The sequence below is a fragment of the Aeromonas sp. 75A genome, from assembly GCF_051919425.1.
Taxonomy (GTDB): domain Bacteria; phylum Pseudomonadota; class Gammaproteobacteria; order Enterobacterales; family Aeromonadaceae; genus Aeromonas; species Aeromonas veronii.
Genome location: NZ_JBQBES010000002.1, coordinates 4189117 through 4214889, shown reverse-complemented (window position 1 = coordinate 4214889; position 25773 = coordinate 4189117). Strand labels below are relative to the sequence as shown.

Annotated in this window: 20 protein-coding genes, 1 tRNA gene and 2 pseudogenes; 12 read left to right on the top strand and 11 right to left on the bottom strand. The window is 60.0% G+C overall.

Features of this window, described 5'->3' with window-relative positions; translation table 11 throughout:
- The first annotated feature begins 32 nt into the window (after nt 1-32).
- The gene (gene dsbB / locus ACTG2T_RS19530) at nt 33-554 is read left to right on the top strand and encodes a disulfide bond formation protein DsbB (RefSeq protein WP_139734721.1); all 522 of its coding nucleotides are present in this window, start codon (nt 33-35) and stop codon (nt 552-554) included.
- Nucleotides 555-631: 77 nt separating this feature from the next.
- Here the strand turns inward: dsbB and ACTG2T_RS19525 are convergent, their stop codons facing one another.
- The 3 genes from ACTG2T_RS19525 to uvrB form a co-directional block, all read right to left on the bottom strand.
- Nucleotides 632-1279, bottom strand: coding sequence for a DedA family protein (locus ACTG2T_RS19525; RefSeq protein ID WP_019445832.1), 648 nt, complete (start codon nt 1277-1279; stop codon nt 632-634).
- A 179-nt stretch (nt 1280-1458) separates the two neighbouring features.
- Nucleotides 1459-1716: a YkvA family protein gene (locus tag ACTG2T_RS19520; protein ID WP_213388687.1), complete on the bottom strand. Its 258-nt coding sequence runs from the start codon at nt 1714-1716 to the stop codon at nt 1459-1461.
- On the bottom strand, nt 1713-3725 hold the full coding sequence (gene uvrB, locus ACTG2T_RS19515; RefSeq protein WP_330124637.1) for an excinuclease ABC subunit UvrB: 2013 nt from the start codon (nt 3723-3725) through the stop codon (nt 1713-1715). Before uvrB ends, ACTG2T_RS19520 begins: the two co-directional genes overlap by 4 nt.
- 133 nt (nt 3726-3858) lie before the next feature.
- Between uvrB and ACTG2T_RS19510 the strand changes: the two genes are divergently transcribed.
- Nucleotides 3859-3934: transfer RNA gene (locus tag ACTG2T_RS19510), tRNA-Asn, on the top strand.
- 472 nt (nt 3935-4406) lie between these two features.
- Here the strand turns inward: ACTG2T_RS19510 and ACTG2T_RS19505 are convergent.
- The gene (locus tag ACTG2T_RS19505; RefSeq protein ID WP_181224028.1) at nt 4407-4571 is read right to left on the bottom strand and encodes a hypothetical protein; all 165 of its coding nucleotides are present in this window, start codon (nt 4569-4571) and stop codon (nt 4407-4409) included.
- Nucleotides 4572-4708: 137 nt separating this feature from the next.
- Between ACTG2T_RS19505 and ACTG2T_RS19500 the strand changes: the two genes are divergently transcribed.
- Complete coding sequence (locus ACTG2T_RS19500; protein ID WP_019445829.1) at nt 4709-6394, top strand: aspartate:alanine antiporter; 1686 nt, start codon at nt 4709-4711, stop codon at nt 6392-6394.
- 325 nt (nt 6395-6719) lie between these two features.
- Here the strand turns inward: ACTG2T_RS19500 and fabB are convergent, their stop codons facing one another.
- Nucleotides 6720-7931 carry a beta-ketoacyl-ACP synthase I gene (gene fabB, locus ACTG2T_RS19495; protein ID WP_330124636.1) on the bottom strand — a complete coding sequence of 404 codons (1212 nt, stop codon included), beginning with the start codon at nt 7929-7931 and terminating at the stop codon, nt 6720-6722.
- Between the two features lie 90 nt (nt 7932-8021).
- Between fabB and mnmC the strand changes: the two genes are divergently transcribed.
- On the top strand, nt 8022-10040 hold the full coding sequence (gene mnmC, locus ACTG2T_RS19490) for a bifunctional tRNA (5-methylaminomethyl-2-thiouridine)(34)-methyltransferase MnmD/FAD-dependent 5-carboxymethylaminomethyl-2-thiouridine(34) oxidoreductase MnmC (RefSeq protein WP_330124635.1): 2019 nt from the start codon (nt 8022-8024) through the stop codon (nt 10038-10040).
- 95 nt (nt 10041-10135) lie between these two features.
- Here the strand turns inward: mnmC and ACTG2T_RS19485 are convergent, their stop codons facing one another.
- Together ACTG2T_RS19485 and ACTG2T_RS19480 are read right to left on the bottom strand one after the other, a co-directional pair.
- Nucleotides 10136-10732, bottom strand: coding sequence for a DUF922 domain-containing protein (locus ACTG2T_RS19485; protein WP_330124634.1), 597 nt, complete (start codon nt 10730-10732; stop codon nt 10136-10138).
- Between the two features lie 183 nt (nt 10733-10915).
- Nucleotides 10916-11380 (bottom strand): hypothetical protein, encoded by a 465-nt coding sequence (locus ACTG2T_RS19480; protein WP_330124633.1) that lies wholly within the window; start codon nt 11378-11380, stop codon nt 10916-10918.
- A gap of 195 nt (nt 11381-11575) precedes the next feature.
- On the opposite strand from ACTG2T_RS19480, the gene dcuC reads away from it, so the two are divergent.
- The 5 genes and pseudogenes from dcuC (at nt 11576) to ACTG2T_RS19455 (ending at nt 18036) form a co-directional block, all read left to right on the top strand.
- Complete coding sequence (gene dcuC / locus ACTG2T_RS19475) at nt 11576-12928, top strand: anaerobic C4-dicarboxylate transporter DcuC (protein ID WP_005336914.1); 1353 nt, start codon at nt 11576-11578, stop codon at nt 12926-12928.
- A gap of 91 nt (nt 12929-13019) precedes the next feature.
- Entirely contained in the window at nt 13020-14666 is a 1647-nt protein-coding gene (locus ACTG2T_RS19470) for a bifunctional metallophosphatase/5'-nucleotidase (protein WP_330124632.1), read from the top strand.
- Between the two features lie 189 nt (nt 14667-14855).
- Nucleotides 14856-16499, top strand: coding sequence for a hypothetical protein (locus ACTG2T_RS19465; RefSeq protein WP_330124631.1), 1644 nt, complete (start codon nt 14856-14858; stop codon nt 16497-16499).
- 144 nt (nt 16500-16643) lie between these two features.
- Nucleotides 16644-17147 carry a M48 family metallopeptidase gene (locus tag ACTG2T_RS19460; RefSeq protein ID WP_204419065.1) on the top strand — a complete coding sequence of 168 codons (504 nt, stop codon included), beginning with the start codon at nt 16644-16646 and terminating at the stop codon, nt 17145-17147.
- Between the two features lie 215 nt (nt 17148-17362).
- Nucleotides 17363-18036, top strand: a pseudogene (locus ACTG2T_RS19455) (DUF2927 domain-containing protein).
- A gap of 175 nt (nt 18037-18211) precedes the next feature.
- Here ACTG2T_RS19455 and ACTG2T_RS19450 read toward each other — a convergent pair.
- Both ACTG2T_RS19450 and ACTG2T_RS19445 read right to left on the bottom strand, forming a co-directional pair.
- Nucleotides 18212-18463 (bottom strand): DinI family protein, encoded by a 252-nt coding sequence (locus tag ACTG2T_RS19450; protein WP_005352362.1) that lies wholly within the window; start codon nt 18461-18463, stop codon nt 18212-18214.
- A 74-nt stretch (nt 18464-18537) separates the two neighbouring features.
- Nucleotides 18538-20963: pseudogene (locus ACTG2T_RS19445) on the bottom strand (DNA polymerase II).
- A gap of 166 nt (nt 20964-21129) precedes the next feature.
- On the opposite strand from ACTG2T_RS19445, the gene ACTG2T_RS19440 reads away from it, so the two are divergent.
- From ACTG2T_RS19440 to ACTG2T_RS19430, 3 genes are all read left to right on the top strand, one after another.
- Entirely contained in the window at nt 21130-21624 is a 495-nt protein-coding gene (locus ACTG2T_RS19440) for a prolyl-tRNA synthetase associated domain-containing protein (protein WP_330124628.1), read from the top strand.
- Between the two features lie 263 nt (nt 21625-21887).
- The gene (locus tag ACTG2T_RS19435; protein WP_330124627.1) at nt 21888-23126 is read left to right on the top strand and encodes a GGDEF domain-containing protein; all 1239 of its coding nucleotides are present in this window, start codon (nt 21888-21890) and stop codon (nt 23124-23126) included.
- Entirely contained in the window at nt 23123-23647 is a 525-nt protein-coding gene (locus ACTG2T_RS19430; RefSeq protein ID WP_330124626.1) for a GNAT family N-acetyltransferase, read from the top strand. The genes ACTG2T_RS19435 and ACTG2T_RS19430 overlap by 4 nt, the downstream gene beginning before the upstream one ends.
- 60 nt (nt 23648-23707) lie before the next feature.
- On the opposite strand, the gene ACTG2T_RS19425 is transcribed toward ACTG2T_RS19430, so the two are convergent.
- Entirely contained in the window at nt 23708-24568 is an 861-nt protein-coding gene (locus ACTG2T_RS19425; protein ID WP_330124625.1) for a PA4780 family RIO1-like protein kinase, read from the bottom strand.
- A gap of 195 nt (nt 24569-24763) precedes the next feature.
- On the bottom strand, nt 24764-25759 hold the full coding sequence (locus tag ACTG2T_RS19420; protein ID WP_330124624.1) for an LpxL/LpxP family acyltransferase: 996 nt from the start codon (nt 25757-25759) through the stop codon (nt 24764-24766).
- Between the last annotated feature and the right edge of the window lie 14 nt (nt 25760-25773).

Genomic DNA, 25773 nt, shown 5'->3' with positions numbered 1-25773 from the left:
TCAGCCACTGTTTTTTCTGAGAGATCAATTAGATGATCGAGTTTCTCCGCCGTATCGCCGCCCATCGGCTGGCCTGGGGCTTGTTGACAGCATCAGCCCTGTTCCTCGAGTTGTGTGCCCTCTTCTTCCAGCATGTGCTGGGCCTCTCCCCGTGCGTGATGTGTGTTTACGAACGGTTGGCGACCCTGGGTGTGCTGGCCGCCGGTCTGCTCGGCATGGTGGCGCCGGATAAGTGGTATGTTCGCTGGAGTGCCATGTTGCTGTGGGGCTACAGTGCCTTCCGTGGCTTCCAGCTGGCCCTTAAGCATGTGGACTATCAGGTTAACCCCTCCCCGTTCAACGTCTGCAGCCCGTTTGCCGACTTCCCGAGCTGGGCTCCGCTCGATCAGTGGCTCCCCTGGCTCTTTATGCCAGAAGGGGATTGTGCCCAGATCACCTGGCAGTTCTTCGGTTACTCCATGCCCCAGTGGCTGGTCGTCATCTTCGCCGCTTACCTGTTGGTCTTCACCGTAGTGGCCATCGGCAATCTGGTGAAAGGGCGCTGCTGCAACTGAGTGTCATGCCCGCGTGAAGATAAAAAGGGGGAGCCATTATGGCTCCCCCTTCTCGTTCTGGTTGACCGTATTTCTGATTATGCCTTGGCTGTACTCATCTTGGCCTTGACCGCGCCAATTACCATGGGCAACAGGGAGATACCGATGATGCCGAAGATCAGCAGGGTAAAGTTGTGACGCACCACCGGCAGATTGCCAAAGAAGTGACCGGCATAAACGAAGGAGAGTACCCACAGCAGGCCGCCAACCAGGTTGAACGCCAGGAAGCGCGGATAGGTCATGGCCCCCATCCCTGCCACGAACGGCGCAAAGGTACGCACGATGGGCAGGAAGCGGGTGATGATGATGGTCTTGCCGCCATGCTTGGCGTAGAAAGCATGGGTCTTCTCCAGATAGTCGCGGCGGAAGATTTTGGAGTCCGGGTTGCGGAACAGCTGCTCGCCGAAGAAGTGACCAATGGTGTAGTTGACCACGTTGCCCAGCACGGCAGCGATGATCAGCACGACCGCCAGGGTATGGACGTCCAGCACGCTGCCCACGGTAAGCGCACCGGCGGCAAACAGCAGGGAGTCACCCGGCAGGAACGGCGTCACTACCAAGCCGGTTTCACAGAAGATGATCAGAAACAGGATGGCGTAAACCCAGACGCCATAGTTCTCGAACAGCTCTTTCAAATGCACGTCTACGTGCAGAATAAAGTCGATTGCAAAGAGGATCAGATCCATTTTTTCCATACCCATAAAGTGAACGGCGTGGAGTCTACGCCAATGCCATCCGGGCGACAATCACCGGGCCTGCCTCTTTTTCATCCCGCAGCGCCCACCTTCAAATGAAACCGTTTTTCCGCTTCCTTCGAGGGTGGGGGCACAAAGAGAGATGCCGAGCGCCGTGTTGAAAAGGTGAACTAGGAGGCCTGTTCCAGATCGCTGCGCACTGCGGAGGGCAAACAACGCTCCCAACCCCATAGCAACACCAGCAGCAGGGTCACATCATCGAACCAACCCAGCAAGGGCACCACGTCGGGGATAAGATCCACCGGACTGATGCCATAGAGCAGGATAAGGATCACCAGCCCCCTCGCCCACCAGGGGGTACCGGGATGGCGAAAGCCCTGATAGAGACGACGCAGTCGTTGCCAAATCAGCCAGCGTTTGCGGCTCATGATTCGATCAACTCGCTGCGCAACCGCTGGATCTGATCCCGCAGTGCCGCCGCCCGTTCGAACTCCAGATCCCGGGCATGTTGGAACATCTGCTCCTCCATCCGTTTGATCTCTTTGGCAATCTCGCTGGCAGAGCGGACATGGTACTCCCCTTGCGGCTCGGCCGCCTTGCGCATCCCCTTGCCTGGTTTACCTGCCGTGCGGCTGCCCCCCATGTCCATCACATCACCAATGGACTTGTTGAGCCCTTTGGGGGTGATGCCATGCTTGAGGTTATAGGCATGCTGCAAGGCGCGGCGCCGCTCGGTCTCCTCAATGGCGACCTTCATCGAGTTGGTGATGGTATCGCCGTAGAGAATGACCTTGCCGTTGAGGTTACGCGCCGCCCGGCCGATGGTCTGGATCAGCGAGCGGGTCGAGCGCAGGAAGCCCTCTTTATCCGCATCCAGAATCGCCACCAGCGACACCTCCGGCATGTCGAGACCTTCCCTCAGCAGGTTGATGCCCACCAGTACATCGAACTTGCCGAGGCGCAGATCGCGGATGATCTCCACCCGCTCGACCGTGTCGATATCGGAGTGGAGATAGCGCACCTTGACGTCGTGCTCCGCCAGATACTCGGTCAAGTCTTCCGCCATCCGCTTGGTCAGGGTCGTGACCAGCACCCGCTCCTCGACGGCGACCCGCTTGCGGATCTCGGAGAGCAGATCGTCCACCTGCGTGGTCACCGGACGCACCTCGATCTCCGGATCGAGCAGGCCGGTAGGGCGCACCACCTGCTGCACCACATCGCCGCCGGACTTCTCCAGCTCGTAGGGGCCCGGGGTCGCCGAGACAAACACCGTCTGCGGCATCAGCGCTTCAAATTCGTCGAACTTGAGCGGCCGGTTGTCCAGCGCCGAGGGGAGTCGGAAGCCGTACTCCACCAGGGTCTCCTTGCGGGAGCGGTCCCCTTTGAACATGGCGCCGATCTGCGGCACCGTGACGTGGGACTCATCGATGATGAGCAGGCCATCCCCCGGCAGGTAGTCAAACAGGGTGGGCGGCGGCTCCCCCGGCGCACGACCGGAAAGGTAGCGGCTGTAGTTCTCGATGCCGGAGCAGTAACCCAGCTCCTGCATCATCTCCATGTCGAACTGGGTACGCTGGCTGATGCGCTGATCTTCCACAAGCTTGTTGAGGGACAACAGCTGCTCGCGGCGACTACGCAGCTCCTCCTTGATATGCTCGATAGCCCCCAGGATGGTCTCGCGCGGGGTAGCGTAGTGAGTCTTGGGGTAGATGGTGTAACGCACCACCGTCTGCTCTATGGCACCGGTCAGAGGATCGAACTGGGAGAGGCGCTCCACCTCTTCATCAAAAAGTTCTACCCGCAGGGCCAGCTTGTCCGATTCGGCAGGGTAGATGTCGATCACTTCACCGCGCACCCGGAAGGTACCGCGTTGAAACGCCATGTCGTTGCGGGTGTACTGCAGCTCGGCGAGGCGACGCAGGATATCCCGCTGGTTGATCACATCCCCCACTTTCAAGTGCAACATCATGCTCAGATAAGCTTGGGGATCCCCCAGACCATAGATGGCCGACACCGAAGCAACGATCACCACGTCGCGCCGCTCCAGCAACGCCTTGGTGGCCGACAATCGCATCTGCTCGATGTGATCGTTGATGGAGGCATCCTTCTCTATAAAGGTGTCGGTGGTCGGCACATAGGCTTCGGGCTGGTAATAGTCGTAGTAGGAGACGAAATACTCCACCGCGTTGTCGGGGAAGAACTCCTTCATCTCACCATAGAGCTGGGCGGCCAGGGTCTTGTTGGGAGCCAGGATCATGGTCGGGCGGTTCAGGGTGGCGATGACGTTGGCCATGGTGAAGGTCTTGCCCGAACCGGTCACCCCGAGCAGGGTCTGATGGGCCAGCCCCGACTCGATGCCATCCAGCAGTTGGGCAATCGCCGTGGGCTGATCCCCGGCGGGTTGAAACTGGCTGGCTAACTTGAACAATTTGCTCATGAACACTCCCGACACAAAACAGCAGAGGAGCAGTGTAACCGAGGGTTTGGCAGCGGTACACCCGTGCCATCATCCAGCGAATGGCTTGACCACCCCGGACACCTTCTGTATGATGCTCCTCCTTGCCTGATGTTCCCCCGTAGTTCAGTCGGTAGAACGGCGGACTGTTAATCCGTATGTCACTGGTTCAAGTCCAGTCGGGGGAGCCAAATTCCTCACCATCTCGGTGCAAGTTATCCACTTTAGTGCCCTCCTCTGCCAATTTTAATGCACAAGATCCTTCTTGCTGCTGACGCTCCCTTTTGTTACCCGTCCCGGCTCGACAGAGTTTTCTCCTGTCGCATCTAACTATTTGATTTTTATACAAACATTTTTCTTCCGGTATTTTTTGAACAGCCCTTGCATCCCAGTACTGGCGCGGCTTTCAGGGCGATGAACAAGTTTCATAAACAGGGTTATCCACAGATTCTGTGGGTAAGTGCAGCAAGCCCTGTCAGGACGCGGGATTGCCCTTGATGGCTCCCGGCAAAGAGTCATTTTGCTGGCCAACCTGATTTTATGCTGTTTTTTAGCCCCCTCAGGAACAGCGGGGTGACAGGCTCTATTGGCACTTTTCAGAGGCATCTTTTTGCCAACCCTTTTCCCGTGGGCGAACGGGAAAATATCAAGCTGACTTGCCCCTCAGCCAACCATGGCGGCCATCGGTTGAATCTGCTGAAACAGATCCCCGCCAAGCGGCTGAACAGCAGAATCTAAAATATCGGCCTGCGCCAGAGCACTTCGGTCGCGGGCAGCAGATTTCACTAATTGACAACGGCGGTTACAGCAAAAATTACCAGATTTCATCCGCTTGTCTCCCTATCACGCCGCCGGCTCCACAAATAGCGTCCGATAACGTCCGATTAATCGCTCCCTTGCGCTTCTTTATTGGGGATAGATCCGGCACAATATCGACCCCACTTTTTTCCTCGGTTTTTCCGGGCATGACCATAGATTTCGTGACACTGCTACATCAAAGCGACTCCCTGCTGCTGTTCGTGGTATTGGCCTTCGGCCTGCTGCTTGGCAAGGTGCGAATTGGCAACTTTCAGATTGGCAACACCATAGGTGTGCTGTTTACCGCCCTGCTGTTCGGCCAGATGGGCTTCGAGTTTACTGCCACCACAGAAAACGTCGGCTTTATGCTGTTCATCTTCTGTGTGGGGATCGAGGCGGGCCCTCACTTCTTCAGCGTATTCCTGCGCGACGGCATCCACTACATCACCCTGACCCTGGTGATCTTGCTGACCGCCCTGCTGCTGACGGTGGGGCTGGCCAAGTTCTTCAATCTGGGGCCGGGTATGGCGGCGGGGATCCTGGCGGGTTCCCTCACCTCGACCCCGGCGCTGGTGGGTGCCCAGGATGCCTTGCGCAGTGGTCTGCTCAACCTGCCCCATCAGACCGATATGCAGGCGGTGCTCGACAATATGGGCATCGGCTACGCCCTGACCTATCTGGTGGGTCTGGTGGGTCTGATGCTGGTGGTGCGCTACCTCCCCTCACTGGCTCGCCTCGACCTCAATACCGAGGCACAAAAAATCGCCCGCGAGCGGGGTCTCTCCGACAGCGAGAGTCGCAAGACCTACCTGCCCATCATCCGCGCCTATCGGGTGGGCCCCGAGCTGGCAGCCTGGATCGGTGGCCGTACCCTGCGGGAGACCGGTATCTATCCCCACACCGGCTGCTATGTAGAGCGGATCCGCCGCAACGGCATTCTGGCCAGTCCCGATGGCGATGCCGTCATTCAGGAAGGGGATGAGATCGCTCTGGTGGGCTATCCCGAGAGCCACGAGAAGCTGGACGTCAACTATCGCAACGGTAAAGAGGTGTTCGACCGCAACCTGCTCGACCTGCAGATCGTCACCGAAGAGATAGTGGTGAAAAACGACTCAGTGGTCGGCCGCCATCTGGTGGAGCTCAACCTCACCGAGAAAGGGTGCTTCCTCAACCGGGTGGTGCGCTCCCAGATCGAGATGCCGTTCGATCGCAACATCATGTTGCAAAAGGGCGACGTGCTGCAGATCAGTGGCGAGAAACAGCGGGTCAAACTGCTGGCCAACAAGATCGGCTTTATCAGCATCCACAGCCAGACCACAGATCTGGTGGCTTTCACCACCTTCTTCGTACTCGGTCTGCTGATCGGCTCCGTTTCGCTGGTGTTCGGTCAGATCGAATTCGGTCTCGGCAACGCCGTCGGCCTGCTGCTGGCGGGCATTCTGATGGGTTACCTGCGGGCCAACCACCCGACGGTCGGCTATGTGCCGCCCGGCGCGCTCAGATTGGCCAAGGATCTCGGTCTGGCGGTCTTTATGGTGAGTACGGGCCTGAAAGCCGGTGGCGGCATTCTGGATCACCTCAGCGAGGTGGGTACGGTAGTGCTCTTCTCCGGCATGCTGGTGACCACCTTGCCGGTGCTGGTAGGCTATCTTTTCGGGGTCTGGGTGCTCAAGATGAACCCGGCGCTGCTGCTCGGTGCCATCACAGGTGCCCGTACTTGTGCCCCGGCGATGGATGTGGTCAACGAGGCAGCCAACAGCTCCATTCCGGCGCTCGGATATGCCGGTACCTATGCGGTGGCCAACGTGATGCTGACCCTGGCGGGCTCCTTTATCATCGGCTTCTGGTTCTAGCCAACAGCCATCACATTACCGCTAACAAAGAAGGGAGCCTCAGGCTCCCTTCTTGCTATCTGCCCCGCTAGAGAGATGTAGATCAGGTTCATTGGTGTGGCGTCACCTCCCCCCACCATCTGCGCTGAACTCTGCCACTAACCCACTCTTCCTATTCCACAATTGCCGATGCTCTGCTCTGCTCTGCTCTGCTCTGCTCTGCTCTGCTCTGCTCTGCTCTGCTCTGCTCTGCTCTGCTCTGCTCTGCTCTGCTCTGCAATGAGTGATGGCAGATCCCGAAGACAAAAAAAGCGCCCTGAGGCGCTTTTTTCATATCAACCGGATATCAGCCTTTGAACTTGCTGAACACCAGAGAGGCGTTGGTACCGCCAAAGCCGAAGCTGTTGGACATGACAGTGTTGAGTTCGGCCGCTTCGTACTCGCGCACGATGGGCAGACCTTCAGCCTTCTCGTCCAGGGTCTCGATGTTGATGCTGGGGGCGATAAAGCCGTGTTCCATCATCAGCAGGGAGTAGACAGCCTCGTGCACGCCCGCAGCGCCCAGCGCATGGCCGGTCATCGCCTTGGTAGCAGAGATCTTGGGACCGTTGGCGCCAAACAGCGTCTGGATAGCTTCCAGCTCTTTGGTATCACCCACCGGAGTGGAGGTGCCGTGGGTGTTGATGTAGTCAACCTTGTCCACACCCTGCATCGCCATCTTCATGCAACGCACCGCGCCTTCACCGCTCGGGGCGACCATGTCGTAGCCATCGGAGGTGGCACCGTAACCGGTCAACTCGGCATAGATGTGAGCACCACGGGCCAGCGCATGTTCCAGCTCTTCAATTACCAGAATACCGCCGCCACCGGAGATAACGAAACCGTCGCGGTTCGCATCATAGGTACGGGACGCTTTTTCCGGCGTGTCGTTGTACTTGGTGGAGAGGGCGCCCATGGCGTCAAACTGGATAGTTGAGGTCCAGTCCAACTCTTCACCGCCACCTGCGAAGACCACATCCTGCTTGCCAAGCTGGATCAGCTCCATGGCGTGACCGATACAGTGCGCAGAGGTCGCGCAAGCTGAGCTGATGGAGTAGTTGACACCCTTGATCTGGAACGGGGTCGCCAGGCAGGCAGAGGTGGTGGAAGACATGGTGCGCGGCACCATGTAAGGGCCCACACGCTTGACCCCTTTCTCACGGGCGATGTCCACAGATTCCGAGGTGTTCTTGCCGGAGGCACCACCTGAACCGACCACCAGGCCGGTACGCTCGTTGGAGACCTGATCTTCCGCCAGACCGGCATCTTCAATGGCCTGCTGCATGGAGAGGTAGGCGTAGGCCGCAGCGTCGCCCATGAAACGCATGACTTTACGGTCGATCAGTTCAGACGGATCGAGTTTGATGTTACCCCAGACACGGCTGCGCAGGTTGTGCTGCTCGAACTGCTCGGAATAGGTGATGCCGGATTTACCTGCTTTCAGGGAGGCCAGCACTTCTTCCTTGTTGTTGCCGATACTGGAGATGACGCCGATACCGGTGATCACTGCTCTTCTCATTAATTCATCTCGTCTGGAAAAACTGGCGCCAAGTCTACCCGCTTTCGGCTGCCAAACTGGTCTGCTTTCACGTAGAATGCCCGCGATTTTGTGACGCGAGCCGAGGAAAACGTGAGTCAAACATCCTTACATCATGCCCGATTGGACTGGAATGAAGCGGGAACTCCTGTCTCCAGTGACTTCGGGGATGTGTACTTTTCCAATGATAACGGTCTAAGTGAAACCCGCTACGTCTTTTTGCAGCAAAACCGGCTACCTGCGCGATTTTCGCACCACGATAGTGACAGTTTCGTGATAGGTGAAACAGGTTTCGGCACAGGTCTTAACTTTCTGGCGACAATGCAAGCCTTCCTGGAACAGGCGCCCCAATCCGGCAACGGCTCCCGTCTGCACTTCATCAGTTTCGAGAAATACCCCCTGACCCAAGACGATCTGCGCAAAGCGCTGGCCGCCTGGCCTGAACTTGGCCACTTGAGTCAGGATCTTGTCGCCCAGTGGCCGCTGCCGGTCTCCGGCTGCCACCGTCTGCATTTTGCGGGTGGCCGCATTCGCCTCGATCTCTGGTTTGGCGACATCAAGGATATGCTGCCGCAGGTGCCTCACCGGGCAGAAGGTCTGGTGGATGCCTGGTATCTGGATGGTTTCTCCCCGGCCAAGAACCCGGAGATGTGGACACAGGATCTGTTTGATGGTCTCGCTCGCCTCGCCCGTCCCGATTGCTCCATCGCCACCTTTACCTGTGCCGGTTTTGTCCGTCGCGGCCTGATTGCCGCCGGTTTTGCCATGAAGAAGGTGAAGGGCCACGGTAGCAAGCGGGAGATGCTGGTGGGGGATCGCACCGACAAGCAGCCGCAGCAGACCATCGCCCCCTGGTATGCCCGTCCTGCCGGACGCGCTGGCGAGGTGGTGATCATCGGCGGCGGCATCGCCTCGGCCATGACGGCGCTCTCTCTGGTGGAGCGGGGTCGCAAGGTGACGTTGCTGTGTGCAGATGGCGAACCGGCCACCGGCGCCTCGGGCAACCGCCAAGGAGCCCTCTATCCACTGCTTAACGGCGAGCACGATGCCCTGTCACGCTTCTATTCCCTCGCCTTTGGCTATGCCCGCCAACGGCTGCTGGCGTTGGCCGAACACCACCCCATCGCTTTTGCACTGTGCGGGGTAACCCAGCTCGGTTATGACGACAAATCGGCAGCCAAGCTGGCCAAGATGAGTCAGGGCCCCTTCCCGTCCGAACTGATGCAACCCCTATCGACAGCGGAAGTAGAACAAGTAGTCGGCCTGCCCTGCGGCCACAGCGGCGTCGGTTATCCGCTGGGAGGCTGGCTCTGTCCGGCCGATCTCACCCGAGCCGCCCTGAAAGAGGCGCAAGCCAGCGGCCTGCTGCAGGTGGAATACCACACCCAAGTGGTCACCATAGCCGAGCAGACCGATGCTTGGCACATAGAGAGCCAGGACGGCCGCCACTGGCAGGCCCCCAATCTGGTGGTCGCTGCCGGTCACCAGTTGCCAGCACTGCTCCCTTTTGCCGAGCTGCCGCTCTATCCGGTGCGCGGTCAGGTGAGTCATGTGCCAACCTCAGCCAGCTTGAGTCAGCTCAACACGGTGCTCTGCTACGATGGCTACCTCACACCTATGCACAACGCTCAACACTGTATTGGTGCCAGCTATGGCCGTAACCAGAGCAGCCTTGAGTTTCGTGCCGAGGAGCAAATCCAGAATCAGGTGCGGTTACAAGCCTGCCTGCCGGAGCAAACCTGGCCCGCCGAAGTGGATGTGAGCGGCAACGAGGCGCGCGTAGGGGTGCGTTGTGCCAGTCGGGATCACCTGCCGGTGGTGGGGCCAGTGGCCAGATTGCAAGGTCTGGCGGATCACTATGCGCAGCTGCAGCATGATCAGCACAACGCCCAGCCGCTCCCCCTTCACCCCGGCCTCTATGTGCTGGGGGCGCTCGGCTCGCGGGGCCTCTGCTCGGCGCCGCTCTGTGGTGAGCTGCTCGCCAGCGAGATCTGCGGCGATCCCCTGCCGCTGGCCGCCGATCTGCTGGAAGCGCTCCACCCAGCCCGTTACTGGGTGCGCAAACTGCTCAAAGGCAAGGCGCTGGTCTGAACCGGACTCTGTAAGCAAATAGAATGGCCGCCCATCGGGCGGCCATTCTATTTATCAAATCGTGCGATGCTGGATATTGCGTCTTGAGATAGCGCTCACTTGGGCCAGTGCACCCCGAGCTGTTCGCCGTAACCTGTCTGACGCTGGAATCCGTCGAGCCGTCCCTTGATCTTGTTCAGCTCGCCACTGCCTGCTGCCCACGCGGCATAGCGCAGCGCCTGGCAATCTGCATGGCTCGGTAACGCCGCAATCGCACCGCCCACCTGATTGGCCCCTTGCAGCACCATCTCCTTGAAGCGGGATTCGTAGTCAAACATGCTGGAGAGCAGCCGCCCCCAGCGCTGGCGGGCAGGATCGCTACTGTTCGCGCTCTGACGCCAGCGGGGCAGCAACACAGTGGCGTTGGTGGTCACCGTCACCCGGTTGAGCTGGCAGCGACCCGGCAACTGCTCGGTATCCAGCTGCCAGTCCACCTGATAACTCGCCTTGCCGAGTACGGGCTTGCCATTCACCTTGGGAGCACTCTGGGCAATCGCCCGGGCAAGCTGCTCCGGACCGGTTGCATTGACCTCATAAAAACGGACATTGATGCGGGACTCTGGCACCACTTGCGGCCGGCTCGGCTGAGCCTGACTCATCAGGGGCAACAGCAACAACCCGACCCCCACTACTCCATAAACCTTGCTGACCATGCCAGACTACCTTCCTTGATTGCACGGGCGGAGTACCAACCTTGGTGAACCCCACCGCCACACAGATGACGGGTATAGCCTATGTGTGACGACGAGGCGGCGCAATACAATGATGCGCCCAGAAATCAGAGCACGCTCACAGGTTGCGTGAGCAGAGTATGGCACAAGGGCAAAACTGTATTTTTATTGAGCATGACGGCTGATGCGCTGCCAGTCGAGGTGATAGTTTTTCACATTGATGTCATGACCATCTATCTGAATAAAATGATCATTTTTAAGACGGTTGGCAAAAAAGTCCTGATCTGCCCCCTCATTGAGCCACAGCTCGCAAAGTCCCCGTTTTTCCTCTCTGGCATAGAATCTCGGGGTGACCAGCAGCGCGACCCCATCTACCCGAATGGCATGACGGGCCAGGCAGTTTGCTTCCGTGGTTTTGGATGCCAGCGCGGCAAAACGGGGTCTGTTCCCTTCGGCGACCACCAGTACGCCGTAAGAGTGAGGAGCCATGAGACGCCGCATGGCGACCGCCTGATGAGGGCCGGTTTGATGAAAACCGTCATTGGTTACTGCAAACACGCAAGTAGGTGAAAATAGCATCGCAAGCAGAAAAAGATAGCGTTTAATGCCTGAAAAATCACCAACCACCATATAAAAGCCTCAAAAGACAACCAAGGCTGGCAAGGGTAGGTAGCCAAACCCGCTGGGTAAAGTACCTTTACCTTTCTTTAATTCTGTTCATGGGGTTAAACGTTGATTTAGCTCACACAACATCCTGTTTCCAGTCGCCACTCTACCCCTATCGGAATAGACTCCCTCCACTCTCATCCAATCAGAAGGCAACATATGCTGGAACTCATCGTTGGCACCCTGGTCACCCTGGTGGTGGGCCGTGCCATTTTCAAAGGATACTCCGCGACCGGGGTGCTGCTGAGCGGCGGCTTGCTGCTGCTGGTCATCACCGCCATGATGGGCAAGCCGGTACTGCCGAGCAAGGTGGTCAGCACCGGCTATATCGCAACCGATATCTTCGAATACGTCCGCTTCCTGCTCAATGACCGTGGCGGTGGACTGGGGATGCTGATCATGGTGCTGTGCGGCTTCGCCGGCTACATGAGCCATATCGGCGCCAACACCATTCTGGTCAAGCTGGCCAGCAAACCGCTCGGCATCATCAAATCCCCCTATATCCTGCTGGTGGCTGCCTATCTGGTGGCCTGTGCCATGTCGCTGGCGGTCAGCTCCGCTACCGGCCTCGGCGTGTTGTTGATGGCCACCCTGTTCCCGCTGATGGTCAACATGGGGATCTCCCGTGGCGCGGCGGCGGCCGTGTGCGCCTCGCCAGCCGCCATCATTCTGGCACCTACCTCGGGTGACGTGGTGATGGCCGCTCAGGCCGCCAACATGCCGCTGCTGGACTTTGCCTTCAAGCTGACCCTGCCCATCTCGCTGGTGGCGATCGCCTGTATGGCGGTGACCCACTTCTTCTGGCAGCGCTACCTTGACCAGAAATCCGGTGAGCACAACGAGCCGGTCGCACCGGGTGATCTGGTGACTACCGCCCCCGCTTTCTACGCCATCCTGCCCTTTACCCCCATCATCGGGGTGCTGGTGTTTGACGGCAAATGGGGTCCGCAGCTGGATATCGTCACCATCATCGTCATGTGCATGGTGCTGGCCAGCCTGCTGGAGCTGGTGCGTATCCGCAATGGCAAGGAGCTGCTGGACGGTCTCCAGGTCTGCTGGCGCAACATGGCTGACGCCTTTGCCGGTGTGGTCATGCTGCTGGTCGGTGCCGGCGTCTTCGCCCAGGGTCTGATGACCATCGGCTTTATCGACACCCTGCTGGCTCACGCGCAGGATCTCGGTTCGGGCGGCCTGATCATGATGCTGTCACTGGTGGTGATCACCACCCTAGCCGCCTTCACCACCGGCTCGGGCAATGCCCCCTTCTACGCCTTCGTGGAGCTGATCCCCAACCTGGCCAGCAGCCTTGGCATCAACCCGGCCTATCTGGTGATCCCGATGCTGCAAGCCTCCAACCTGGGTCGCACCATTTCTCCAGTCTCCGGGGTGGTGGTCGCCTGCGCCGGGATGGGTAAGCTCTCGCCGTTCGAGGTGGTCAAGCGCACCAGTATGCCGGTCGCCGTCGGCCTGCTGGTGGTGATCGTCGCCACCCAGATCATGGTACCCGCCTGATCATTGACCAGCCCGGCACCCTGCCGGGCTGGTATCCTCCCCCCCCTTTGCAGTAGACTCGGTGCTCATTTTCCCCCTAAGGAGGACCGAGATGAGTATTACGGTTCAACTTGCCCATTTCAGTGATTGCCACTCCCACTTCGATGGCGCGCCCATGAGCTTCTCCCCTGTCGGTGAAGGCCAGTGGCGCACCCAGTGCGGCGGTTATGCCCGGATCCTGACCCGACTGACCCAACTGCGTGCCAAAGCCGCAGCAGCCGGCCAGCGTTTTCTGTTTCTGCACGGTGGCGACTCCTTTCAGGGCTCTCTCTATTTCAACCGTTTCAAAGGGCGCGCCAACGCCGACCTGCTCGCCATGCTGGCCCCCGATGCCATGGTACTTGGTAACCATGAGTTCGATCTGGGCAACGGCCCGTTGGTGGAGTTCTTGCGCCAGCTCGATTTTCCGGTGCTGGCCGCCAATCTGGACAACAGTCAGGAGCCAGCCGACACGCCGCTTGGGTTGTGGGATATTCCCCACCTCTACGACGCCCATCAGCCCTGGCACCGTCGGGTGATCGACGGCGTTCCCTTTGCGCTGCTCGGCATCACCCTCGCCCAGATGGCTGCCATCGCCAACCCGGATCCCCACACCCGTTTCCACGCGGTCGCCGACACCCTCACCCGGGTGTTGCAGGAGATCAAGCGCGAAGGGATCCAGCATATCGTGCTGCTGAGCCACCTCGGGCTGGATCAGGACAAACTGCTGGCCGAGCGCTTCCCCGAGCTCAGCCTCATCATTGGCGGCCATACCCACAGCCTGCTCGGCGATCTCGCGCCGCTGGGTCTGCCAAGCGAAGGCAGCTATCCGCTGATGAACAACGGAGTGGCCATTTTGCACGCAGGCCACAGCGCCCTCTGCCTCGGCGTCTGCGAGCTCACCTTCGATAAGGCGGGCCGCGTCGTGCAAAGTCAGGGGCAGCTGGAGTGGCTCCCCTGGCAACCCTGGCCATTTGCCTCTACGCCACCTGTCGGACTCACCTTCTGCGAACCGGATCCACAACTTGAACAACATCTGGCCAAACGCTACCGGCCGGAGATTGAAACCATGAGCCAGCGCATCGTCACCCGACTGGCGGCGCCACTGCCCCATCAGCGACTGCCGGATGCCACCCTGCCCCACGGCAGCCAACTCGCCCCGCTGGTGGCCCGCGCCATGCTGACCGCCGCCCGTGAACAGGTAGGCGAGGTGGACTTTGCCCTGCACAATGCTGGCGGCGTGCGCTGCTCGCTGGAGCCGGGCCCCCTGAGCGAAGCGGATATCGCCGGTCGCCTGCTGCCGTTTGCCATTCCCCTCACCCTCTATCGGGTGCACGGTCACGAGTTGGCGGAGGCGCTGGAAAATGCCATCGACAATGCCACCAACAATGGCGTGGTCGGCAATGGCAACGGCAGCTTCCCCTACACCGCGGGGGTGCGATTCACCTATCAGGCCGATCGGCCCAAGGGCCAGCGCATCACCCGACTGGAGTGGGAAGCCGCTCCCGGCCAGTGGCAAACGGTCAATCCCGAACAGATCTATCGCGGAGTGTCGAGCGCCTATACCGCCTCCGGCAAGGAGGGTTACACCGCACTGGCGCGCACCCTGACCCAGCACAATCAGGAGCTCGGTATCACCCTGGCCGACGCCTTTATCCGCTGGGCCCGTCACCTGCCGACACTGGAAGCGCAGCCGCCCCTGGTTGAGTACATCCATTGATGCAGAGGGGGAATGGCTTTACCACATCCCCCAGACGGCCAATATTGCCGCAGCCAGTGCCCGGTTCCCTGCAAGAACCGGGCTTTTTCGAGAATATTTGCCCCACACCGGCCTGCCCCATTGCATCGCACTCACTAGCTCGGCAAGATAGGCCCGCTTTCAAGACCAGCTGCAGGAACAGGCGACTTCATGAATCACTCCATCCGTTTCACTCCTCCTCGCGTCAACCCAGGCATCAAGCCAGCCATTGTGCTGCTGACCGCCTTGCTGGCGCTGCTCTTCTGTCTGCGCAACCCGCTCTTCCACGCCATGGCGCCGGGCTTCGATGCTTCGCTGTTCGCGGTGATGGGCAAGATGTGGAGCGAAGGGGGCGTGCTCTATCGCGACATGATCGACATCAAGGGGCCGATGATCTTCGCCCTCGACGCGCTGGGTTATGGACTGGGGGGATTTGTCGGGATTTGGGCACTGGAGTGGGTGCTCTGCTGGCTCGGACTGCTGGCCAGCTGGCAAGCCTTTGCCCAACTTGGCCTCTCGTTCAAGGCGCGTCTTGGCGCCATGCTGGCGGTACTGGCTCTCTACGGCACCCGTTACTACTACGGCAACATGACCGAGGACTGGACCTTCCACCTCGCCCTCATCGCCCAGTGGGCCTTCATCACCCTGCTGCTGGACAAAGGATTTCGCTGGTGGCCGGCGCTGGTAGCGGCCCTCACCTTCGCCATCGTCGCCTGGATGCGCACCAACAACGGCGCCTTCTGGGGAGCCTGGTATCTGGTGCTGTTCTGCCACTGGTGCCTGCACGAAAAGTGGCGTGATGCCATCTTGCTGCTCATCTCCAGCCTGCTGGGGCTGGCGCTGATTGGCGGCCCGCTTTACGCCTACTTCCAGCAGCATGATCTGCTGGCGGCCTTCAAATACTACGCCTTCGACATCTTCTTCGAAGGGAGCTACGGCAATGGCTTCTCCCCCATGGTGGGCGCCGTCGGCCTGCTGCGCACAGGCCTTGTGATGCTGCTGCCCGCCTTCATCATTCTGATGCTGAGCCGCCGTCAGGAGTGGTATCTGCCCGCCCTGCTGGCAACCCTGTTTGGGGTGCTGTTTACCCTGATCGCCAACTCGGTCTCCGGCCATGTGTTCGATCACTACGACGTGCTCTATCTGCAACTGGCGGTGCTGCCGCTGGCGGTATTGCTGGATCGCAGCGAACAGCAGGCCGATGCGATCGGCCTGCTCTGCATCTCGCTGGTGGTGCTCACCGCCAGCTGGCTGCTGGCCCAGCAGCTCGCCTTTGGCTGGAGCACCAAGGAGTGGTCCCTCGAGCGGGTCAACGAGGTGCTCGGTACCAGCCTGCTGTGGGCGCTGCCGGTGCTGATCCTCATCCCCCTCTGGCGAGCCTGGGATGTGCGCAGTGCCACCCCCTGGCTGGCAACGCTGGCCATGCTGCTGCTGATGATCAACAACGCCTGGGAAGGCACCCTCAAGGGTCGCCCTTTCAATCCGGCCGCGCAGGTACGGGTTGATCGCATCAAGGCCGAGACACTCCCGAGCGACAAGATCTGGGTCGATGGCATCCAGCCGCAATATTATCTCTGGACCGATCGCCAGCCGGCGTCCGCCTATCTCTTCTTTGCCAACGTCAATCCGCCCTATGACGTGCGCGAGCGGGTGCTGGCCGATATCCAGCGCCAGAGCCCGAAGTTCATCATAGCCAAGCCAGATCGGGTGAGCGAAGAGCTGAAAAAACCCAGCTCCCCTTCCCATCTCGCCTTCTATCAATACCTGACCAGCCACTACGAAGAGGTGGATCCGGGTCTCTATCGCCGACGCTGATCGTCAATACGCCCCGCAGGGCGGCCATTGTTGCAATGGCCGCCCTTTTTCTTGCGCCAGAGCCCCTTGCAGCAGCGGCCCGCAGTAGGCAAGCCCGCCCGAGATAACTACAATGACGCTCTTTTTGATGTAACGAGTGACACCATGGCGGAACTGACTTATCTGGGCGGCTATCCCGAGCCTCTCAAGGCACAGGTACAGCAGCTGATTGCGGCGGGCAAGCTGGGGGAGATGCTGGCCAAACGCTATCCGGAGAGCCACCAGATCCAGAGCGACAAGGCGCTGCTCGCCTACACCATGGAGCTGAAGAACCGCTACCTCAAGAGCTCGGCGCCCCTGTCAAAGGTGGTGTTCGATGGCAAGATCAACGTGATCAAGGATGCCCTCGGCCTGCACACCTACGTCAGCCGGGTGCAGGGCAGCAAGCTCAAGGCCAAGAACGAGATCCGCATCGCCGCCTTGTTCAAGGAGGCCCCGCCCCCGTTCCTGAAAATGATCGTGGTGCACGAGCTGGCCCATATCAAAGAGAAGGATCACAACAAGAGCTTCTACCAGCTCTGCCAGCACATGGAGCCCGACTATCATCAACTGGAGTTTGATCTCAGGCTCTGGCTCACTTGGCGCGATATCGACAAGGCCAACCGCTAGGCTGACAACCGTTTCAGGGAGGAAACATGCCATTTGCCGCCATCCCCTTTGGTGCCACCCGCTTTATTGCCACTTTGGTAATGGCCTGCTTGGGCCGCGCTGACTATCCCCGCTTCACGTTACGCGGGCTGCTGGCCCTGCTGATTCTGCTCGCAGGCCACAGCGCCCGTGCCGATGAGCGCTGGCAGAGCGACAGCTATCTGGTCGAGAGCTTTATGGCCATCGCCATGGAGCGGGAGTATGGCGAAGCCAGGCAGACCCGTTTTGCCCGCTGGCAGCAGCCGATCCGGCTGCAACTTATCAACGAGTCAGGTGACAAGCCGCTGCAGGCAGACGTGGTGAAGGTACAGGCGGCCCATCTGGCCCGCATCACCGGCCACCCCATCAGCATGGTGACCGCAAAGCCCAACCTCACCCTGATCATGACCGACTACAGCAAGATGAAGAGCTGGGCCAACCGCACCATGGGGGGGATCCATCGGTCAAGATGGCGCTCAAGGAGGGGCTCTGCCTTGCCAACTTCGCAACCAATGTGAAACACGAGATCAGCCGTGCCACCATCATCATTCCGGTAGACTACAGCCGGGCCAAGGGACGCTTTCTCGACTGCGTGGTGGAGGAGTTCACCCAGGTGATGGGGCTGCCCAACGACTCGGACAAGGTGTTTCCCTCCATCTTCAATGACAACAGCATCGACAGCTTTTTGACCGGGCTGGACTATGTGCTGCTTAAGATGGCCTATCACCCGGCCCTCAAAGCCGGAATGAGCAGTGACGAGATCCGCGCCGCACTGCCCATTGCGCTGGCCGACCTGCGCGCCAAAGGGGAGATCCGCGAAGCCAATCGCCGGGTGCAGCAGCAGAGCCTGAAAAGCTGGGCGGGGTTGTAACGGGCCTGGCTCAACCCAAAGCCATTAACCACCGCGAGCCTCTCACCACCAACAAAAAACGCAGCCACTTGGCTGCGTTTTTTGTTGTCCGGGGCTCTGCGAATCGTTAGCGGGCATGACCGTTTTTCAGCTGCCCATTTATCCAACGCCCGAGTTATCCACTGACAGTGCGGGATCAGGAGGCGACGTTCTCTTCCGGCATCCAGCTGTCGGCGTTCTCCCACACCTCCTGCACCATGGCTTCGGCCAGCTCTTTGTCTTCCTTGCTGGCACGGCTGACGGTCAGGGCCATGGCACTGCCCGGCGCGACACGCACATGGATGTCGGGGAATTTTTCGCCAAGCTGCTTGAGCAGCTCCTGACGCAGCGCCTCCATGGTCGAGGTCGGGATCTGATGTTTTCTGTCGATGATGATTTCAAGACGCATAGGAAACTTCTCCATGATTTATAACTGTATTTTTATCCAGTATTCATGGGAAGTAAAGTGCCAACTTGCACCAATCAGAAAAGATCCAGCTGCTGACCACAGATCCGGTCGAACGACTCGCCGATAAAGGGCAGGATGGCATCGGCAATGGGCCGCAACTGCTTGTCGATATAGTGTTCGTAATCGATGGCACTGCGCCGGTACTCCAGCGGTTCGGAGCCATTGAGGGTCATCAGATAGGCGATAGAGCCCCGATGCTGATAGCGCTGGGGCAGACCGCGGCGCAGGTTCTCCTCATCGGCCAGCCGCGCCGCCCGCACATGGGGCGGCACATTCTTCTGATACTCTTCGAGCTTCTGGCGCAGCCGTTTGCGGTAGATAAGCAGATCGTCGTGACGACCGGCACGAGTCTCATCCACCATGGTGCGCACATAGCCGCTGGGATCTTCATCGTGAAACACCAGCTCATAGAGGCGGGTCTGGAACTGCTTGGCCAGCATGGTCCAGTCGGTGCGCACCGATTCGAGCCCCTTGAACACCAGCTGTTCACTCCCCTCACTGGCCTTGCCAACCAGCCCCGCATAGCGCTTCTTGCTGCCCTTCTCCAGCCCGCGGATGGTGGGCATCAGAAAGCGGCGATAGTGGGTCTCGTACTGGATCTCGAGATAACTCGGCAGGTCGAACTCGCGCCTGATCAGTGCAGCCCAGTTATCGTTGATCATTTGAGCCAGTCGCTGGCCGATCTCGTCCGCCTCATCGGGGCTGGTCTCGCGCCCCAGATGGACAAAGGTGGAGTCAGTATCGCCATAGATCACCTCGAACCCCTTCGCCTCAATCCACTCGCGGGTCTGCTGCATGATGCTGTGGCCACGCAGGGTAATGGACGAGGCTAGGCGCGGATCATAGAAACGGCAGCCCCCCGACCCCAGCACGCCGTAGAAAGAGTTCATGATGATCTTGATGGCCTGGGAGAGCGCCTTGTTGCTGGCGGCCTTGGCTCTGTCCCTCGCCGCCCACAGGGTGGCGATGAGATCCGGCAAAAAGTGCCGCTCGCGGGAAAACATGGCGCCACGAAAGCCCGGAATGGCGTGCTCGGGATGCTGCAGCCCTTCGATAAGTCCCATGGGGTCGATGCAAAAGGTGCGGATGATGCTGGGGTAGAGGCTCTTGAAATCGAGCACCAGCACGTGGCGATAGAGACCGGGTTTGGAGTCCATCACATAACCGCCGGGGCTTGCGAGCCCCCCGTCGGCTGGCAAATTGGGGGCCACGTAGCCGCCACGATGGAGCCGCGGCAGATAGAGGTTGGTAAAGGCCGCCACCGAGCCCCCTACCCTGTCCAGCTCAAGACCGGTGAGGGAGGCACGCTCGATGGCAAAAGGGATAAGGTGGCAGTAGTCAAAGATCTCCCACACCAGCTTGCAATCTTCCAGGTTGTAGCGGGCCAGCGCCTCCTTGTCGGAATGGAACAGCTCGGTGATCTTCTCCCCCGATTGGCCACATCCTCGATATCCTTGCCACGGCCAAGCAGTTCGCTCGCCACCGCATCCAGGCTGTAGCTGGCAAACTGCCAGGTGGCGCTTTTCAGGGTATCGATGCCATCGAGCACCATGCGCCCGGGGATAATGACGTTGCCGGTTTGGGGATCGCCCCGTGACGAGCGCCAGAAGCAGAGCTCTCGCCCCCGCCCGAGCCGCAGTCGCCGCTTGTTAAGCTCGGCGCGGCGCAGCAGCAGACGAAAGTCAAAATTAACCACGTTCCAGCCAATCACCAAGTCGGGGTCATGCAGACTGAACCAGCTCTCCAGCGCACTCAGCAGGGTGCTCTCGTCCTCTACCCACTGTACCTGGGTTCCCCAGCTCTCGGCATCTGCCTCCGGGGTGCCGATCATGATGACCCGTGCATCCTGCTCGCTGTAAAGGCCGACCGAGAAGAGCGCCCCGTCCATGGCGCACTCCACATCCAGCGACACCCAGGAGAGGGTTGGCGTCACCGCCTGCGGCGCGCAGCGCGCCTCGTTCACCTCCCAGTAGCCCTGCTTGCCCCCCTTTTTTACCGCCCGGCCATCGAAGCGCACGCCAGCGGTGATGAAACGCTCCATCAGGAAGCGCTCCGGCAGCCGGATATCCGCCTCGAAGTGCTCCAGACCGCGAATGAGCAACAGCTCGATGGCGCGGTGAAAGGCGCTCAGGGTGGCGAAATAGCAGCCCACCACGGGGCGACCGTCGAAGGTGTGCATCGGCAGGCGGCGAAACCGCCCGCTCACCCCGGCCCCCTTGAACAGCTCGGCGGCTTCTTCCATATGGCTCTGCGGCAGAAAGAAAACCGGCTCCTGCCCCGGCACTACCACCCGCACCGGCCCCTGCTCGCTCCAGAGCCACATCACGATTTCGGTGGTTGCAGGCAGCCCGTTGCGGCCGCGCACGTCCCGACCGTGGCGGGTCAGGATAAAACCGTCGAGGGGCGGAGTGGCGGGTACGGTGGGCTGGGTTGCAGTCATGAAGCGTAAAGGGGCTGTCCGAGAATGGGACTATTGTACGTTCATACAGTGCCTGCTCGCAATCGTCACGCTGGCTGCGAGGCGGGAGTCAAACTGGTAAGCTCGATCCGGTCGTTATTCCCGCCCATCCCGTTCTGACCACTCTTCGCCGACGAAAGGAGTCTTTGTGGCAATCTATTCCCTGTTGGATCAGCTGGCTATCCCCTACCAGCGTGTTGATCATCCCCCGGTGTTTACCTGTGAGGAGGCGAGCAAGTTGCTGCCCGACCTGCCCGCAGCCAAGACCAAGAACCTCTTTTTGCGCGATCCGAAAAGCGAGCGGCTGTTTCTGGTGGTGAGTCCGGAGGAGCACCGGGTCGATCTCAAGGCGCTGGCAGCCATGCTCGGCGTCAAGCGGCTGAGCTTTGGCTCCCCCGAGCGGCTCGATGCGGTGCTCGGCCTTACCCCGGGCTCGGTGACCCTGCTCGCCATGGTGCGCGACAGGGAAAAAGCGGTAGAGCTGGTGGTGGACGAGGCCATCTGGCAGGCCGAACAGGTGCAGTGCCATCCGCTGGTCAACACCGCGACTCTGATCATCCGCCTCGACGACGTGCGCCGTCTGCTGACCCATCTGGACAGGGAGGCCATCGTAATGCGCTTGCCTGTTGCAACCTGCGATTAGCACAACGTCTGGCGGTTGGGTTCACCCTGCCGCCAACACAACCACCTTTCACGCAGCGAAATTGACTGACAAGACAATAAAATGGCTCATTGTGCGCTGATAAATCGAGTCAGCAATTGCCATCGTGCAAGAAGTCGGAGGTGAGCACATTCGGCCATTTAACCCATTGATAATAGGCTGGATTCATGTTGTGATCGGCGACTGCCAGCGGGCGATACCCCATCGCCTGTTCGTTCACAGGTGACTTCCCAGAGAGCCCCTTGATGCCAAGTCTGTTTTCCTCAGCCCAGTTGTTGAGTCTGGTGCTGTTCGTCACGCTGTCACATGTGGGGGTCGCCACCATTTTCGCCGCCATGTGGCACACCCATCGCCAGATCAGGGCATTGATCTACTGGTCAGCGGGGGAACTGGTTATCGCGGGGGCTTTTTGCTGCCTGCTGCTGCGCCCCCTTGAGGGAAATGCATCCCTTGCCAATATTCTCTACACCAACCTGCTGTTGATGTCGACCACCCTGCTCTATGAACGGGGTATGCGCCACTTCTTTCGCCGTGAAGCCGACCAACTGGGCTGGCTGCTGCCCGCCGTTACCCTCGGCGGTTTCGTCCTGTTTGCCCTGACCGCCCTGCAGCAACCCCTCTTTGATGTGCATAGCCGGATCATCGTGCTCTCCGGCGTGCTCTCGCTGCAGATTGCGCTGCTTATCTGGCAGCTCTGGCGCTACCAGCGGCTGGCCCCCGTCTATCGGGTGCTGCGCTTTGCCATTCTGCTGCTCGGCCTGCAACTGCTGTTGCAACTGCTGCGGATCGCCAAACACCTCTGGCAGCCGGAGCAGGCGGCCAACTCCTTCACCGACCCGCTGCTCGGGCCGGTGATCCTGCTCAGCCTGCTCTTTACCATCGCCCGCAGTTATCTGCTGCTGAGCCTGGTCCACACTCGCCAGCAGCAGGCCTTGCTGGCCACCCAGCGCAAGCTGGAGCGGCGCGCCAATCAGGATGAGCTGACTGGTCTGTTCAGCCGCCACTATTTCGAACGCCAGGTGACCCTGCGCGCCCGCGAGGTGACAAGCCCCGCCCAGCTGCTGCTGATCGATCTGGACAACTTCAAGCAGATCAACGACCGCCACGGCCACCCCGCCGGTGATGCCATGCTGCGGGCCGTGGGTCGGGTGATCGCCAATACCCTGCCTGCCGAGGGCATGGCCGGTCGGCTTGGCGGCGATGAGCTGGCCCTGCTGCTGATGGCGGACCCGCAGACCCTGCCCGACTACTGTCACAGCCTGCAACAGCAGATCGCCGAGGCGACCCGGGCGCTGGCTGGTGGCCCCATCAGCCTAAGCATCGGCCTCACCTCGCTGCACCCTGACGAGGGATTTGAAGCGGCCTACCTGCGAGCGGATCAGGCTCTTTACGCCGCCAAACAGGCTGGAAGACAACGGGCCTGCGTGCTGGAACCCCACCACAGCGAACCGCAACCGCTGCCGCCCTGCGCGCTCCTGTCATGAGCACAGTGCTCGCTCTGCAGTGCCGACAGGCCAGGCTGGCAGATGCTCCGGCTTACCGTCGCTATGTCACCGAATGCGCCGAGGACGGACAGCCGCTCTATCAGGTGGCGCAATTTGACCCGGACAGCTGGCTACAGAGCCTGCTGGATCACGCAGAGGCGCGCAACTTGCCCAGTGGATACCTGCCGACCACCACCTATTTTGCCCTCGATGGCGAGGAGATCATCGCCACCCTGCGTCTTCGTCACGGTGACAATGAGGCAACCCGCCAGTGGCTGGGTCATATCGGTTACGAAACCCGCCCCTCTCGCCGTGGCGAAGGGGCCGCGACCGTGCTGCTGCGCTGGGTGCAACAACAGGTGCTGGCAGCGCCGGTGCTGATCTGCTGTGACCAAGACAATCTGGCTTCCCGCAAGGTCATTACGGCCGCCGGGGGCGTGTTGCTGGGGCCGCGCTTCCATCCGGGGGATCGCCACTGGCTGGAGATGTATCAGCTAGCCCCCAGCCCCAGCCGACCATAGCCGCAGCAGCAATAAAAAGAGCGCCCCGAAGGCGCTCTTTTTGCGAACGTGGCAAGACCGTTAGTAGCTGTCTTCCTGCTCCGCCTTCATCCGGGCCTGACGGGCATAGGCCTCCTCCTCGGCGCTCTCAATCTCCTGCAGCACCGACTCGAGATCGATGGCGGTGCGGCTCTCTTCAAAGTGACCGGTCAGCTCGCTATCGGGGGTGAGTTTGCCATCTTCAAACAGCGCCCACATCTCCTGGGCATAACGGGTCTTGAGCAGCTCGGGGGCATACATGCCGTAGTAGTTGCGCATGTTGTTGACGTCCCGCTCCAGCATCGCCTTGGCCTGGTTGTTGGCGGCGGCATCCACCACCTGGGGCAGGTCGATGATGACGGGGCCCTGTTCATCCACCAGCACATTGAACTCGGAGAGATCGCCGTGGATAAGACCGGCACAGAGCATCCGCACCACATAGCGGATCACCTTGTGGTGATCAATAACCGCCTGCTCGGGGGTAAGCGCCACATCGTTGAGGCGCGGCGCGACATTGCCATCCTCATCGGTGATAAGTTCCATCAAGAGGACACCATCGAGGCAGACATAGGGCTGTGGCACCCGCACACCGGCCGCCGCCAGCTTGAACAGGGCGTCGACCTCGGTGTTCTGCCACACCTCTTCATGCTGTTTGCGGCCGTACTTGGAGCCCTTCTCCATGGCGCGAGCGCTGCGGCTGTTACGCACCTTGCGCCCCTCCTGATAGACCACGGCCTGCTTGAAGCTGCGCTTGGACGCCTCTTTATAGACTTTGGCGCAGCGGATCTCGTCGCCGCAGCGCACCACATAGACGTCGGCCTCTTTGCCGCTCATCAACCGGCTGACGACCTCATCGACCAGGCCGTCATCAACCAGAGGTTGGATTCGATTTGGAATTTTCATGGCCGCCCTTTTACCCTATTTCCGCTCTCGAAGATAGCTCCGCGCACGCTCACCTGCCTCTCCCTTTCATAAGACACCCTGTTATCCCCTGTTTGCGCTGTTTTTGTCCACCCGTTCGCCTTAAAAACCACCAGCAGCAGACCAAATACGAAAGGCGCCTGTGCCAACAAAAATGGCCCGCAAGCGGGCCAATTTTCAAGGTTCGGGCGGCAAGCCCTGACGAATGCGCTGGATCCCCGCTTCATAGAGGCCGTCATCCCCCTCCTGATGCTCCAGGGTTTCGAAGATCTTGAGAAACCACATGTACTGCTCGGGATGGCGTGCCACCTGCATCTCCACCACCCGGTTCATGGCATTGACGTCTGCCAGCAGATCGGCGGTGGGATAAGGGTCAAACGGCGGCTCGATCTCCAGCAGATAGCATCCCTCATCTTCGTCATAGCTGGCGAAGATGGGCACGGCCCTGGCGCCAGTCAGCTTCACCAGCTTGGGCAACGCGGGCAGGGTTGCCTTGGGGCGACCAAAAAAGGGAACAAACACGCTCGCCTCGCGGCCGTGATCCTGATCTGGCAGGTAAAAAAAACTGGCACCGGCGCGGATCGACTTGATCGCCGGCTTGATCCCGGCGCTGCGCTCATAGACCTTGCCTGCTTTGGCCCGCTCGCGGTTGATGTACCAGTCGAACACCTGATCTTTCGGGCTCTTCATCATGGTGCACATCTCAATGCCCATCATGGAGAAGTAGCGGCCAATCATGTCGACCGCCCAGGTATGAGGCACCACCAGGATCACCGGGCGGCCCGCAGCCTGCTCCGCTTGCACATGCTCCCAGCCGGTCACCTTGATGCGGCGGGTCAGCCGCGCCTTGCTGCGCCAGCTGAGTTCGCCAAAGCCCATAAAGGTCTTGAGCCCGACCCGGATCGATTTGAGCAACAGCGCCTGCCGTGCGGCGGCATCCAGCTCGGGAAAGCAGATCTTGAGGTTGGTATCGGCGATATAGGCCTGCTTTTTCGAAAAACGCAGCAGGGTTGGAGAGATCAGATCGGCAAAGCGATCCCTCAATCTCGCAGGAGTAAATGCCAGCAGGGAGAGCAGGCCCAGCGCACACCAGCTGCCCCACCATTTTGGATGCAGCAGGCGGCTATGAAATGAGGTATCAAATACCGGATCTAACGCAGACATGGCGGCCATCAAGTCATCAAAAA

Bases quoted from the DNA above. Each gene is read 5' to 3' on its own strand.
- dsbB (WP_139734721.1), top strand. From the start codon at position 33: ATGATCGAGTTTCTCCGCCGTATCGCCGCCCATCGGCTGGCCTGGGGC.
- ACTG2T_RS19525 (WP_019445832.1), bottom strand. From the start codon at position 1,279: ATGGATCTGATCCTCTTTGCAATCGACTTTATTCTGCACGTAGACGTG.
- ACTG2T_RS19520 (WP_213388687.1), bottom strand. From the start codon at position 1,716: ATGAGCCGCAAACGCTGGCTGATTTGGCAACGACTGCGTCGTCTCTAT.
- uvrB (WP_330124637.1), bottom strand. From the start codon at position 3,725: ATGAGCAAATTGTTCAAGTTAGCCAGCCAGTTTCAACCCGCCGGGGAT.
- ACTG2T_RS19505 (WP_181224028.1), bottom strand. From the start codon at position 4,571: ATGAAATCTGGTAATTTTTGCTGTAACCGCCGTTGTCAATTAGTGAAA.
- ACTG2T_RS19500 (WP_019445829.1), top strand. From the start codon at position 4,709: ATGACCATAGATTTCGTGACACTGCTACATCAAAGCGACTCCCTGCTG.
- fabB (WP_330124636.1), bottom strand. From the start codon at position 7,931: ATGAGAAGAGCAGTGATCACCGGTATCGGCGTCATCTCCAGTATCGGC.
- ACTG2T_RS19485 (WP_330124634.1), bottom strand. From the start codon at position 10,732: ATGGTCAGCAAGGTTTATGGAGTAGTGGGGGTCGGGTTGTTGCTGTTG.
- ACTG2T_RS19480 (WP_330124633.1), bottom strand. From the start codon at position 11,380: ATGGTGGTTGGTGATTTTTCAGGCATTAAACGCTATCTTTTTCTGCTT.
- dcuC (WP_005336914.1), top strand. From the start codon at position 11,576: ATGCTGGAACTCATCGTTGGCACCCTGGTCACCCTGGTGGTGGGCCGT.
- ACTG2T_RS19470 (WP_330124632.1), top strand. From the start codon at position 13,020: ATGAGTATTACGGTTCAACTTGCCCATTTCAGTGATTGCCACTCCCAC.
- ACTG2T_RS19465 (WP_330124631.1), top strand. From the start codon at position 14,856: ATGAATCACTCCATCCGTTTCACTCCTCCTCGCGTCAACCCAGGCATC.
- ACTG2T_RS19460 (WP_204419065.1), top strand. From the start codon at position 16,644: ATGGCGGAACTGACTTATCTGGGCGGCTATCCCGAGCCTCTCAAGGCA.
- ACTG2T_RS19450 (WP_005352362.1), bottom strand. From the start codon at position 18,463: ATGCGTCTTGAAATCATCATCGACAGAAAACATCAGATCCCGACCTCG.
- ACTG2T_RS19435 (WP_330124627.1), top strand. From the start codon at position 21,888: ATGCCAAGTCTGTTTTCCTCAGCCCAGTTGTTGAGTCTGGTGCTGTTC.
- ACTG2T_RS19430 (WP_330124626.1), top strand. From the start codon at position 23,123: ATGAGCACAGTGCTCGCTCTGCAGTGCCGACAGGCCAGGCTGGCAGAT.
- ACTG2T_RS19425 (WP_330124625.1), bottom strand. From the start codon at position 24,568: ATGAAAATTCCAAATCGAATCCAACCTCTGGTTGATGACGGCCTGGTC.
- ACTG2T_RS19420 (WP_330124624.1), bottom strand. From the start codon at position 25,759: ATGGCCGCCATGTCTGCGTTAGATCCGGTATTTGATACCTCATTTCAT.